12 protein-coding genes are annotated in these 12,215 nt (G+C 60.1%); 7 read left to right on the top strand and 5 right to left on the bottom strand.

What is annotated here, in order from left to right; translation table 11 throughout:
* Positions 1 to 3 precede the first annotated feature (3 nt).
* Genes CIK76_RS06800 through holA form a run of 4 tightly spaced genes read left to right on the top strand, consistent with a single transcriptional unit; the run spans position 4 to position 4,884 of the window.
* The gene (locus CIK76_RS06800; protein ID WP_096284752.1) at positions 4 to 936 is read left to right on the top strand and encodes a DegV family protein; all 933 of its coding nucleotides are present in this window, start codon (positions 4 to 6) and stop codon (positions 934 to 936) included.
* A gap of 21 nt (positions 937 to 957) precedes the next feature.
* On the top strand, positions 958 to 1,590 hold the full coding sequence (locus CIK76_RS06795; protein ID WP_096284750.1) for a ComEA family DNA-binding protein: 633 nt from the start codon (positions 958 to 960) through the stop codon (positions 1,588 to 1,590).
* On the top strand, positions 1,587 to 3,857 hold the full coding sequence (locus CIK76_RS06790) for a ComEC/Rec2 family competence protein (RefSeq protein WP_096284748.1): 2,271 nt from the start codon (positions 1,587 to 1,589) through the stop codon (positions 3,855 to 3,857). The genes CIK76_RS06795 and CIK76_RS06790 overlap by 4 nt, the downstream gene beginning before the upstream one ends.
* Positions 3,858 to 3,891: 34 nt before the next feature.
* Positions 3,892 to 4,884 (top strand): DNA polymerase III subunit delta, encoded by a 993-nt coding sequence (gene holA, locus CIK76_RS06785; protein WP_096284746.1) that lies wholly within the window; start codon positions 3,892 to 3,894, stop codon positions 4,882 to 4,884.
* 17 nt (positions 4,885 to 4,901) lie between these two features.
* Here the strand turns inward: holA and CIK76_RS06780 are convergent, their stop codons facing one another.
* The 3 genes from CIK76_RS06780 to CIK76_RS06770 all read right to left on the bottom strand — a co-directional run bounded on the left by CIK76_RS06780 (position 4,902) and on the right by CIK76_RS06770 (position 6,494).
* The gene (locus CIK76_RS06780; protein ID WP_176484119.1) at positions 4,902 to 5,333 is read right to left on the bottom strand and encodes an SRPBCC domain-containing protein; all 432 of its coding nucleotides are present in this window, start codon (positions 5,331 to 5,333) and stop codon (positions 4,902 to 4,904) included.
* A gap of 163 nt (positions 5,334 to 5,496) precedes the next feature.
* On the bottom strand, positions 5,497 to 5,757 hold the full coding sequence (gene rpsT / locus CIK76_RS06775) for a 30S ribosomal protein S20 (RefSeq protein WP_096284742.1): 261 nt from the start codon (positions 5,755 to 5,757) through the stop codon (positions 5,497 to 5,499).
* Between the two features lie 170 nt (positions 5,758 to 5,927).
* Positions 5,928 to 6,494 (bottom strand): type II toxin-antitoxin system PemK/MazF family toxin, encoded by a 567-nt coding sequence (locus CIK76_RS06770; protein ID WP_096284740.1) that lies wholly within the window; start codon positions 6,492 to 6,494, stop codon positions 5,928 to 5,930.
* Positions 6,495 to 6,606: 112 nt separating this feature from the next.
* Between CIK76_RS06770 and lepA the strand changes: the two genes are divergently transcribed.
* Together lepA and hemW are read left to right on the top strand one after the other, a co-directional pair.
* Positions 6,607 to 8,451 (top strand): translation elongation factor 4, encoded by a 1,845-nt coding sequence (lepA, locus tag CIK76_RS06765; RefSeq protein ID WP_096284738.1) that lies wholly within the window; start codon positions 6,607 to 6,609, stop codon positions 8,449 to 8,451.
* The gene (hemW, locus tag CIK76_RS06760) at positions 8,452 to 9,681 is read left to right on the top strand and encodes a radical SAM family heme chaperone HemW (protein ID WP_096284736.1); all 1,230 of its coding nucleotides are present in this window, start codon (positions 8,452 to 8,454) and stop codon (positions 9,679 to 9,681) included. It begins immediately after the preceding gene.
* A gap of 17 nt (positions 9,682 to 9,698) precedes the next feature.
* Here the strand turns inward: hemW and CIK76_RS06755 are convergent, their stop codons facing one another.
* A complete protein-coding gene (locus tag CIK76_RS06755; RefSeq protein WP_096284734.1) occupies positions 9,699 to 10,100 on the bottom strand; it encodes a DUF4870 domain-containing protein in 402 nt (133 codons plus the stop codon).
* 91 nt (positions 10,101 to 10,191) lie between these two features.
* Positions 10,192 to 11,061 (bottom strand): DUF3097 domain-containing protein, encoded by an 870-nt coding sequence (locus tag CIK76_RS06750; protein WP_096284732.1) that lies wholly within the window; start codon positions 11,059 to 11,061, stop codon positions 10,192 to 10,194.
* A gap of 125 nt (positions 11,062 to 11,186) precedes the next feature.
* On the opposite strand from CIK76_RS06750, the gene hrcA reads away from it, so the two are divergent.
* Positions 11,187 to 12,200 (top strand): heat-inducible transcriptional repressor HrcA, encoded by a 1,014-nt coding sequence (gene hrcA / locus CIK76_RS06745; RefSeq protein ID WP_096284730.1) that lies wholly within the window; start codon positions 11,187 to 11,189, stop codon positions 12,198 to 12,200.
* Positions 12,201 to 12,215 lie beyond the last annotated feature (15 nt).

Here is a 12,215-nt window from a genome sequence, read left to right as displayed (position 1 = left end):
GGCATGAACGAACGCACCAAGGGCCCACGCGCGGGCTGGCTGCCTAAATGGCTGGCCCCGCGTGGGCTTGCGCGTACCCGAATCGGCGTGGTCACCGACTCCGCCGCCTGCCTGCCAGCACAATTGCTGGACAGCGAAGACTTCGCCTGCCTGGGAATCCCGATCATCGTGGACAACCACGTGCACGGCGAAGATCTGAACGCCCTGATGATGGGCCTGGCCATGGGAAAATCAGTCAAGACCTCGCGTCCGGCGCCCGGAGAATTCGCCCGGGCCTACCGGGAGCTGGCCGCCGCCGGTTGCGAGTCGATCATCTCCATTCACCTCTCCGGGCAGCTTTCCGGGACGGTGGAGGCCGCGCGCCTGGCCGCCGCCGACATCAAAATCCCGGTGCAGGTCATCGATTCGCGCACCGTCGCGATGCCCCAGGGCTTTGCGGTCACCGACGTGCTGGCCGCGCGCGATGCCGGAGCCCCGCTGGAAATGCTCGAGCAGATCGCCCGCGGCGCGGCGCGGAATTCCGTCTACTTCGCCGTGCCGAGCCTGGAGCAGCTGCGCCGCGGGGGACGGATCAGCACCATCTCTTCGGTGCTGGGCAACCTGCTGAACGTCAAACCGATCCTGAGCATCGACGCGGGTGTGATCCAGCCCATCGAAAAGCCGCGCTCCTTCGCCCGGGCCCAGGCGCGGCTGGTGGCGCTTGGCGCCCAGGCTGCTACCGCGGCCCAAGGGCCGGTACGCATCGGCGTCATGCACTTCGGCGCGGCCGAACTTGCCACCGAGATCGCCAACGAGCTCGCGCCGCTCAGCGCGCAGCAGGTGCTGATCGAATCCCTGCCGGCGGTGCTCGCGGCGCATACCGGCATCGGGGTGCTCGCCGTGGCCGTGGGACCGCTGAATCCACAATCCGAGCCGGAGGACACCCTCCCTTCGTAGTAGTGGCGCAAACTATCGGCCATGGGGCGCCACGACTTCTTCAGTAAATTTGCGCCACGGCCGACCAGGTTGCGCTTCGCCGTGTCGCGGGTCGCTGCCCTCGTGCTGGTCCTCGTGGTCCTGGCCTGGGTGGCCTTCTCGATCATCTTCTCGCCTCCGCCGGCGGCCGAAGAGCTGGATTCCATTCCGCTGGTGGCCGACCCCGAACACCCGGCCGCCACCGAACCGCTGGCTACGCTCACCGTGCATGTGGTCGGGGCCGTGAAAAAGCCCGGCATCTACGAGCTTCCCGATGGTTCGCGGATCACCGATGCGATCGAAGCAGCCGGCGGGATGAGCGAAAAAGCCCGCCCGGAGCTATTGAATTTGGCGGCCAAACTCGCCGACGGGCAGCAGATCATCCTGCCCGGAACTAGTGATGCCTCGGCAACTCCGGGCGCACCGCAAGCCCAAGGACCAAACGCGAAGATCTCGCTGAACCAGGCCGATGCGCAGACCCTGCAGACCCTGCCGGGCATCGGCCCAGCACTAGCCAAACGCATTATCGACTTCCGGGACAAAAATGGCCCGTTCACCAGCGTCGCGGAACTCGACGCTGTCTCTGGAATAGGCCCGGTGCTCTTGGGGGAGCTCTCGGAATTGGTGATCCCATGAAGACGGACTTCCGCGGGCTTTGGATCTTGGCCGGGGCCTGGGTGACCGCATACCTGCAACCGCCGCTGCTGGTCACCATCATCGTGCTGCTGCTCTTCCTCGTGGGCTTCGCGCTGCTGCTGCGCCGGCGTCACGATGCTCCCTCCTCGGCTCCCTGGTTCACCGGACCGCTGCTGCTGCTCCTGGCCTCGATCAGCATCAGCTTCGCCGCCCAGGGGCAGAACGACTGCCGGCTGCCCGAGGGAGCAGAACAGCAGCGGCGGGTCATCGTGGCCTTTAACGATCCGCCGCGCCTCGGCGAAGACGGAACGAACAAGGGCATTGCGCAGATCGGAGAATATTGGCACCAGGAGCAGTGGGTTGCTTGCCCCATTCCGATATATCTGAGCCTGCCCTACCCGCTGGAAACCGGCGCGGATAGTTTCGAAACAATTCTGGACCTGCAATCTACCGGGGCAAAAGGTGCATTCCACTGGTGGGCTCGGGCACAGAGCGAACCGGTGGTGAAGACCTGGCAGGAACCGACACCGGCAGATCACTTGAAAACCAGATTCGCGTCGAGCCTGAAAGAACTACCCGACGAGGCCCGCGGGCTCCTTCCGGGCATGCTCTACGGGGACCGCTCGGGGCAGGGCGAAGAACTCTCCGCCGCAATGAAAGACAGCGGGCTGAGCCACCTCACCGCCGTCAGCGGGTCAAACGTGGCGTTGCTCGGTGCCATGGTGCTGGTGATCCTCAGGCTTTGCGCCGTGCCCAGGGTGCTGGCCGCGCTGCTGGGCATCGGCTTCCTGGCCTTATTCATCTGGTTCGTGGGCCCTGACCCGAGTGTGCTCCGCGCCGGATTAATGGGAATCATCGCAACAATCTCGCTCATGCTGGGCCGCGGGCGCGGGTCCTTGGGCATCTTGAGCCTGTCGGGGACCATTTTGCTGCTGATCGATCCGTCGCTAGCAGTGGAACCGGCCTTCGCCTTATCCGTACTGGCCACCTTGGGCATCATCGTACTGACACCGGCCCTCACCGACATCCTTTCACGCCTCTTCCCGTCGTGGTTTGCGCAATTGACGGCAATTTGCTGCGCCGCGCAATTCACCTGTCTGCCGGTGATCATCGCCTTGAACTCAAATTTCAGCCTGTACTCGCTGCCGGCCAACCTCTTGGTCGCACCATTGCTGCCCCTGATCACCAGCGTGGGGGTGATCTGCCTGCTGTGCTGCACTCCATTGCCGGCGGTCACCGGCATCTTGTTATGGGTGCCTGGCCTTCCGGCGGGATGGATTGGAAAGCTCGCGCTCTGGGTAGTCGAGCTGCCCGGTGCCGCACGTCCATGGCCTCCTGGGATTGCCGGCATCTCTCTGGCAGTGGGATTCTCGGTGGTGTTCGCCGTCCTGCTGCTGAGCACCTATGAAAGCGAGCACGCGAGTATTCATCGGCTGGCCGGCGCCGGATTGGCGGTGCTCGTGGTGCTCCTCGTGTCGCTGGTGCTCCCGGCGACCCTGTTCTACCGTCCGGCCATCCCGGTGACCTGGAATATCGCGATGTGCGATGTCGGCCAGGGTGACGCGTTCGTGATTCGTACTGGTCCCGCTGAGGGGTGGCTCTTGGACGCCGGACCCACCGATGGGGGCGTGGCTGACTGCGTGAATCAGCTGGGAATCAAAAAGTTATCCAAGATTTTCATCACGCATGAACACGCCGATCATCTTGGCGGGATCGCCGCGGTGGAAGGGACGGGATTGCAAATCGATCAGCGTCTGGTTTCGACCGGCTTCGACCCTAGCCGCTGGGCCGAGACCACAGTGCTCAAACCGGGGGATAGCGGTGGCACGGACGCGGTGCACTACCGGGTGATCGGGCCAAATGACATCCGTGCGCGTTATGCCGAACCCAATGACACCTCCTTGGTGATCGTTTTCGACTTTCTTGTCCAAGGGCAGGTGCTGAGCTTCTTTACCGCCGGCGACCTGGAGGAAGCAGCGATGCATCAGCTGCTGGCCGAGCTGCCGCAACCTCCGGTCCAGGTGCTCAAGGCTTCGCATCACGGCGCGCGCAATGGCGGCACGGAAGTCATTGAAACACTGCGGCCGCAGGTCCTTTTGATATCTGCCGGAAAAGACAATTCCTATGGTCATCCGCATCAAGAAATACTCGATGCCGCGCGAGCCACCGGCGCGCGCGTGATCAGATCCGACCTCGAGGGTACGGTTCTGCTCACATTCGAACCGGACAAGGTGCTCGCCACAGCGATCGGGCCTGCAGTTCGGTAGGATCGAGGTAACGCACGACGCATGAAGGAGCTCGATGGCACGCGCGCAAGCATCTCCGGGAATTTCTTGGCGGGATTTAACACCCCAACCCTTGATTCTGCTGACCGGATCCGAACAATATCTGGCTTCGCGCGCCTTCGAGCTGTTGCGCAGCCAAGCTGCTACGCGCGAGGACATCCAGCATACTCGGCTCAACGCGGCCAGCTACGAGCCAGGCGAACTGTTGCTGGCCACGAGCTCCTCGTTGTTTTCCAGCGCGAACCTCGTCGAGGTACACGACCTGGCATCAATGAACGAGTACTTCCTCAAAGATGCCTTGAATTATCTGAAGGATCAGGCACCGGAGAATGTGCTGATCATGCACCACTCCGGGGGTACCCGCGGCAAGAAATTACTGGATGCCATAAAGGCCGCCGGCGCGTTGCTCGTCAATTGCCAGCCGATTAAACGCGACGCCGAGAAAATCGACTTTGTGCAAGCCGAATTCAAGTCGGCAAAGCGCCGGATCACCAATGACGCGGTGAAGTCACTAGTCGCCGCGGTTGGCAATTCCTTGGCAGAGCTTGGATCCAGCTGTCACCAGCTGATTCAGGACACCACCGGAACCATCGATCAAGAGGTGGTCGATCGGTACTATGGTGGCCGTATCGAAGCGACGGCCTTCAAAGTGGCGGACGCCGCCTTGGCCGGAAATGCGCAATTGGCCTTGACCACGTTGCGCCACTCCCTGGATACCGGAACAGATCCAATTCCCATCGTCGCGACCTTGGCGATGAAGATCCGTCAGCTGGCGAAGGTGCTCGGAGTCAACGAGCCGGCGGCGTCCTTGGCCTCCGAGCTGGGCATGGCGCCGTGGCAGGTTCAGTCAGCGCAGCAGCAAGCACGCGGTTGGAAACGCGCTGATGTCGCGCAATGCATTGAGAACATCGCCCAAACAGATCGCATGGTCAAAGGCGGCGGGCGGTCACCAGGCTATGCCTTGGAACGTGCGATCTTATTTATTGCTTCCAAAGCACCGCAGCGATAGCTCGGCTTGCCTGGCACTTAGCTTTCGTTCCGCTTGGGATCGGTGGAACGGGCCAGTTCTTCGTAGAGCGTCCAAAAATCCACCATGTCGCGCGGCTTGCCGGCGAGCAGATCTTCCAGATACCGCAGATGAGTATGCCAACCGATCAGGTAGTCGGCGGCCTTATCCGCTAACCCCCGGTGTTCGAGGTGCAACCCGGTGCTGGATTCTCGCCCGGTAAGTTCGATCCGCAACTCCGAGGGCTCTTCGTCGGGGAACTTCCAGGACATGGCCAAGAGCTTGAGCGGATCAATTCCTCGCACCTGTGAGGTGCAGGGGTAATTCGGTGCGTGTTCGACCGTGACTACTTCACCGGAGCGAAAGGTCCCAGAGACCAGCGTCCCGAGCCACCCCGATAACGGCGCGGACTCGGTCAGCGCGTGCCACACCTGGTCTGCCGTGGCTGGCATTTCCCAATGGTGCAGGACACGTCCTGCGAAAATATTTACTGATCTACCGACTAATGGCATAGCTGAACACTAGCGCAGTGCCGCAGGGCAGAGAAGCGGTGCTTAAAGCACAAGATCCCCGAAACCCAAGGGCTTCGAGGATCTTGCTGAAGTTTAGCGTTGCTTAGAGGGCGTTAACCTTCTTGGCAATGGCCGACTTACGGTTAGCAGCATTCTTCTTGTGAAGAACACCCTTGCTAACAGCCTTGTCGAGCTTCTTGCCAGCCAGACGCAATGCGTCAGTTGCCTTATCCTTGTCACCGGCGGCAATTGCGTCGTTGACGTTACGGACCACGGTCTTAACTTCCGAGCGGACTGCTACGTTACGCAGACGAGCCTTTTCGTTGGTAAGGTTACGCTTCTTCTGGGACTTGATGTTTGCCACTTTAATAAACTCTCTCGTTTATTGCGAAATACGGTCGGTAGAGGGTTCATCCTTCGGGCCATCGACTGAGCGGTGTGGGGCACCTATGGCGACCCAAAGGGGGCGTGTCACCCAACCTGCGTGACACACAAGAATTAACTCTAGCAGAACGCCGCGGCAACGACCAACGCCTAGCGGCCGTTATTTAGGGCGTTCACCACATTGCCGAAACGCTGCTCGTCGAGAATGGCCCCTTCGCGACGTACTGCACTTTGCGACAGGCGGATGATTCGGTCGAGCTTGACCTCGCTGGGACGGCGCTCGCGGTCCCAGGCGCCGGTTCCGATGTCCATGTAGTCCGGATTGCTGTGACCGCCATTGTTCTTGTCTTTGCTCGTCAGCATCAGGCCAAGCAACCAGCTGTCATCGCGGCCGATAATCAGCACCGGGCGGTCCTTTCCCTGGCTGTGGTCTTCCTCGTAGGGAACCCAGCCCCAAACCACTTCGCCGGGATCGGCCTCGCCGTCGAGGCTCGGGTTGTATTCATAGTGGACGGTGCCGCGGAAATCGCCCGGGTAGGCCGATTCGCGGAGGTTATTCCCGCCATTGCTGCTGCCATGCCGCTGCTGAGCCCGGCTCGGAGCATTGCTCGGCCGGCGGGTAGTGGGGGAGGTGTTTGACCCATTGGCGCGAGTGGAGTTGAAAACCTTAACTGCACGCACAACGAGGGAAAGAATCTTCTGCACATTCAAAGCCATGATCGACAAACTATCAGGGCGCGCGGTACCAAATAGGTAGTGACGCGTAAATCATGACAGAATGGAGCCTAATTCCGCGTCTATTCTTAGTTTGCAAATGAGGTCTGTTTAGGTGTCTCCATTGGCCCGCACCGCCCAGGTGCCAGCCGCGACCGATCCGTCGCTCATCCGTAACTTCTGCATCATTGCCCATATCGACCACGGTAAATCCACCTTGGCCGACCGCATGCTGCAATCCACCGGCGTGGTCTCCGCACGCGACATGAAGGCCCAGTACCTGGACCGCATGGATATCGAACGTGAACGCGGTATCACCATCAAGTCCCAGGCTGTCCGTATGCCTTGGGAAGTCGATGGCGTGACCTACGCGCTGAACATGATCGACACGCCTGGCCACGTCGACTTCACCTATGAGGTTTCCCGTTCCCTGGCGGCCTGTGAAGGCGCGGTCCTGCTCGTTGACGCAGCACAGGGCATCGAAGCACAGACCCTGGCGAACCTCTACCTGGCCATCGAGAGCGATCTGAACATCATTCCGGTGCTCAACAAGATCGATCTGCCAAACGCGCAGCCGGAGAAGTATGCCGAAGAGCTGGCAAACCTCATCGGTTGCGATCCCGATGACGTCTTGAAGGTTTCAGGTAAGACCGGCCAAGGCGTTGAGGCTCTCCTGGATGAGGTCATCAAGCAGCTTCCGCCGCCCGTTGGCGTGGCCGATGCTCCTGCACGGGCCATGATCTTCGACTCCGTCTATGACACCTACCGCGGTGTGGTCACCTACGTTCGTGTCGTCGACGGCATGTTGCGTCCGCGCGAACGCGTCCAGATGATGTCCACCGGCAGCACGCACGAACTGCTCGAAATTGGCGTCTCCGCCCCCAACCCGGTTCCAAGTAAGGGACTGGGCGTGGGTGAGGTCGGCTACCTGATCACCGGTGTGAAGGATGTACGCCAGTCCAAGGTCGGAGACACTGTCACCAATAGCCTGAAGCCTGCCGCTGAGTCCCTCGGCGGATACGAAGATCCGAAGCCGATGGTGTTCTCGGGACTTTACCCGATGGACGGTACTGATTACCCGGCGCTGCGCGATGCTTTGGATAAGCTTCAGCTCAACGACGCCGCCCTGGTGTACGAGCCAGAGACTTCCGTCGCTTTGGGCTTCGGGTTCCGCGTTGGCTTCTTGGGGCTCTTGCACCTGGAAATCACCCGTGAGCGTTTGGAGGCCGAGTTCAACCTCGACCTGATTTCTACCGCTCCGAACGTGGTCTATGAGGTCATGGGCGAAGACAAGCAGTTGACCACCGTGACCAACCCCTCGGAGTTCCCCGAAGGCAAGATCCTCGAGGTTCACGAACCACTGGTCTCGGCAACTATTCTCGCTCCATCCGAATTCATCGGCTCGGTCATGGAATTGTGCCAGGGACGTCGCGGCACCTTGCGCGGTATGGATTACCTCAGCGAAGAACGCGTAGAAATGCGCTACACGCTGCCGCTGGCCGAGATCGTTTTCGATTTCTTCGACCATCTGAAGTCACGTACGCGTGGTTACGCATCCTTGGACTGGAAGGCCGACGGAAGTCAGGTTGCAGACCTGGTCAAGGTCGATATTCTACTGCAGGGTGAGCAGGTGGACGCGTTTAGCGCGATCACCCACCGCGACAAGGCGTACTCATACGGCGTGATGATGACCGGCAAGCTGCGTGAACTGATTCCACGCCAGCAGTTCGAGGTGCCGATTCAGGCTGCCATCGGTTCGCGCATCATCGCCCGCGAGTCCATTCGCGCCATCCGCAAGGATGTGCTGGCCAAGTGCTATGGCGGCGATATCAGCCGCAAGCGCAAGCTGCTGGAAAAGCAGAAGGCCGGTAAGAAGCGAATGAAGATGGTCGGCCGCGTGGAGGTTCCCCAGGAAGCCTTCATCGCCGCGTTGTCCACCGGCGAAGAGAAAAAGAAGTAAATGCCCTCAGTTTTGCCTGATGGCGATCCGGCTCCGGCCGATGGTCTGCTCCCCGCATTGTGTTCACACAATGCGCAGGAGCGGACCATGTCCTTTTATGTACATATTCCGTTCTGCACGGTGCGCTGCGGATACTGCGACTTCAACACCTACACCGCAAAGGAACTTGGTTCCGGGGCGAGCCAAGCCAGCTATGCGGCCACCGTCAGCCAGGAAATCAGCTTCGCTCGGCAAGTGATGGACAAATCTGGCTTGCCGCATCGTGAAATCGAGACCGTGTTCTTCGGTGGCGGCACCCCGACCCTACTGCCAGCCAGCGACCTGGTGTCGGTTTTGGCACGCATCAACAGCGAATTCGGGCTGAAGCCCGGCGCCGAGGTCACTACCGAGGCGAACCCGGATTCGGTGACCCGTGAAAGCCTGCAAGAGCTCAAGGACGGCGGGTTCACCCGCGTGTCCTTTGGCATGCAGTCGGCGGTGCCACATGTGCTGGCGGTGCTGGAGCGAACCCACGATCCCAAGGGCGTGCCGCAGGTGGTCCGCTGGGCTCGCGAAGTGGGTCTCCAGGTGAGCGTCGATCTGATCTATGGGACTCCGGGGGAGTCCTTGGAGGATTGGCGCACCAGCGTGGAAGCGGCTTTGAGCTATGAACCGGATCACATTTCGGCCTACGCGCTGATTATTGAAGAGGGCACCAAGCTTGCGGCGCAGATTCGCCGCGGACAGGTACCGAACATCGACGATGACGATCATGCCGAAAAGTATCAGCTGGCCGATGAAATGTTCGCGGCCGCGGGCTTCCGCTGGTATGAAGTTAGCAACTGGGCCAAGGGCGAAGGGCATGCTTGCCGGCATAACGTTGCCTACTGGCAAGGCGGAGACTGGTGGGGCGCCGGACCGGGTGCCCATTCGCATGTTGGTGGCCTGCGCTGGTGGAATGTGAAGCATCCTTCGGCCTACCAGCAGCGGATCGACGGCGGGATTTCCCCGGGCCACGGCCGCGAGTTCCCCGATGCCGAGGCAGTCAAACTGGAGCGCACGATGCTGCTGACCCGGTTGGGCAGCGGCATGCCGATCGCCGAATTGGATGAGCATGGCCGTCGGGCAGTTGCCGGACTCATTGCCGACGAGCTGATCGAACCGCAGTCGGCCTTTGCCGGAACGATCGTGTTAACGCAACGAGGTCGGCTCCTGGCCGACCTTGTAGTGCGGGAACTGTTGGACTTCTAAAGTTTCAGCAAGGATTGTTACTTCATTAGCCGCAGGTTGAATGCGTAGCGGTATGGGCGTCCCTTGTTAGCCTGGATGGCTGCACGGGCGCCCATCAGCGTCATATAGACCCAAAGCGCCACGGTGGCTACCGCGAACGCCCAGCCAAACCCGGGAACCAGGGTGAGCACGTTCAGCACGATGGCCAAAATGGTCAGCGGAAACGTGAAGTTGAAGGCTTCTTTCGACTCCTGCGAGGTAAAAGGTCCACGGTCGCGGTACACGGCGAAGATGATGGCCGCGGGAATGCATCCCAGTACCGCGCCGAAATGCGACATCATGGCCCATTGGCGATCCTCGGAAGGAGTCAAGGGCAAAGCCGAGACCTTGGAACCTTCGAAACGTGAATTTTCCGGCGGTACGGTCTTGCGTGCAGTCACGTGGCGCTTCCTTGTTTAGCAGTGGGTGGTCGATCTGATTCTATCGAGGATCTAGCGACGCAGAGTACAACCCGCCCTAAAAATCCAACTATTAGTCAATCGTTAGGAAACCGTAATCTTCGCTGGTTAGAAAATCGATGAGCTCCTCGACCTTACCCAGCAGCTGCGGTTCAAGCTGTGCGTAGTGGTCAACTCGGGAAAGGATGCGCTGCCAACCCAGCCCGATGTCCTCGGCAGTTGAATGCGGCCAGCCGAACGCGCGTAATATTCCGGTTTTCCAATCCGTTCCACGGGGGATCACCGGCCACTTCTCAATATTAAGTGCTGCCGGTTTCACCGCCTGCCACACGTCGACATACGGATGACCAAGAATCAGGACATGATTCGCCGCACCGGGAACCGCCATCGCTTCCTTCACGATACGTTCTTCCTTGGTGCCCGCAATCAGGTGGTCAACCAAGATCCCCAGACGCCGTTCGGGCGAGGGATTGAAAGCGCGAATGGCGCCGGCAAGATCGTCGACGCCATGCAGAGGCTCAACGACGATGCCTTCCACGCGCAGGTCATGGCCCCAGACTTTCTCCACTAGTTCGGCATCGTGCTTGCCTTCGACCCAGATCCGGCTGGCGCGTGCCTCGCGGGCCTTCAAACCGGTGACCGCCCGGGAACCGGAAGCTGAAACCATGTTCTTTGGCGCCAATGCCTTGGCTTGTGGCTCAACGATCTCCACCGGCTCGCCTTCGAGCAGGAAGCCGAAGCCCGCTTGGAAAGAGCGGGTCTTGCCCCGCCGGTCTTCTAAAACGATCACCCGCATTCCTCCGGACTTCTCGGTACGCACCACTTCGCCGACCCAACCGCTGTCCACGTCTTCGAGTAGTAGGCCCATTGATATCGGAACTTGACGCAGTTTTTTCGGTGCAGGTGCACTGAGGTCGTGGGCTCCCCAGGAGTAATTGGTCACGTACTGCCTTTCGCTGTGATCGAATACGCTCGAAATCCAATGCTAGCAACCGATGTAGGTATTAGACTTGGCACTTGATAGGTTAGAGTGCCAAATCCTTGCCGGAGTTCATAGGAGGTGTTGACGTGAGCGAGTTTCGACGTCTGGACGTTTTACGCGCCATTGTGGAGGACTACGTCCAGTCGCATGAACCGGTAGGTTCAAAGGCTTTGCTTGATCGGCATAACCTGGGAGTTTCTGCTGCCACGATTCGCAATGATATGGCCTTGCTGGAAGAAGAGGGGCTCATCGCTGCCCCGCACACCTCCTCGGGAAGAATACCCACGGAAAAAGGCTATCGCCGATTCGTTGACCAGATCGGCGAGCTTAAGCCGTTGTCTCGGGCGGAGCGCGAGGCCATCAACAAAATCTTGGATAATTCCCAGGATTTAGATGAAGTCTTGCATAGCACCGTGCGCTTGCTGGCACGTTTGACGAATCAGGTGGCGTTGATCCAGGTGCCGCACTATGACACCGCATCGCTGCGCAATCTGGACCTAGTCGGACTTGGCTCATCCCAGGTATTGATGGTCATGATTGCCTCCAATGGCACCGTCGACCAGCGGATGATCGGCACTTCCAGGGCGTATAGCGACGACGAACTGCAGGGTATGAAGCAAGGCGTGCTCAAGGCCTTTGGCGGTCGGCAGTTGGCAGATCTCGTAGGTTCGCTGACCACCGAATCAATTCCGCTCCAGCTTCTGGAAGATACGCTGTTCATGACGGTGCTCGGTTCCTTGCAGGAGATGGCACGTGCGGCTAACACCCAGCGCATCGTGATGGCGGGGACCGCGAACCTTGCCCGTTCGGTGGGAGATTTCCCGCTGACGCTCACCCCGGTGCTCGAAGCGCTTGAAGAGCAGGTGGTGCTGCTGAAGCTGTTCTCCGAGTTGGAAGCGGACTCTCGGGGCGTGGCGGTAGCCATTGGCACCGAGCACCATTACGGGCAGCTTTCCGACGCAACGGTCATCGCGACAACCTATGGCTCGGACACCAGGAACAAGCTTGGAGTGCTCGGTCCGACGCGGATGAATTATCCAACCTCCATGTCTTCGGTCCGGGCGGTTGCCCGTTACCTGTCAAAGATTTTGACGAACTAGTTTCGTCAGCAACAA

Source organism: Glutamicibacter sp. BW80, from assembly GCF_002332385.1.
In the GTDB taxonomy this organism is placed as follows: Bacteria; Actinomycetota; Actinomycetes; order Actinomycetales; family Micrococcaceae; genus Glutamicibacter.
Note: the sequence above shows the minus strand (reverse complement) of the source record. Positions and strands in the feature narration are given on the sequence as shown.

Bases quoted from the DNA above. Each gene is read 5' to 3' on its own strand.
- CIK76_RS06800 (WP_096284752.1), top strand. From the start codon at position 4: ATGAACGAACGCACCAAGGGCCCACGCGCGGGCTGGCTGCCTAAATGG.
- CIK76_RS06795 (WP_096284750.1), top strand. From the start codon at position 958: ATGGGGCGCCACGACTTCTTCAGTAAATTTGCGCCACGGCCGACCAGG.
- CIK76_RS06790 (WP_096284748.1), top strand. From the start codon at position 1,587: ATGAAGACGGACTTCCGCGGGCTTTGGATCTTGGCCGGGGCCTGGGTG.
- holA (WP_096284746.1), top strand. From the start codon at position 3,892: ATGGCACGCGCGCAAGCATCTCCGGGAATTTCTTGGCGGGATTTAACA.
- CIK76_RS06780 (WP_176484119.1), bottom strand. From the start codon at position 5,333: ATGCCAGCCACGGCAGACCAGGTGTGGCACGCGCTGACCGAGTCCGCG.
- CIK76_RS06770 (WP_096284740.1), bottom strand. From the start codon at position 6,494: ATGGCTTTGAATGTGCAGAAGATTCTTTCCCTCGTTGTGCGTGCAGTT.
- hemW (WP_096284736.1), top strand. From the start codon at position 8,452: ATGCCCTCAGTTTTGCCTGATGGCGATCCGGCTCCGGCCGATGGTCTG.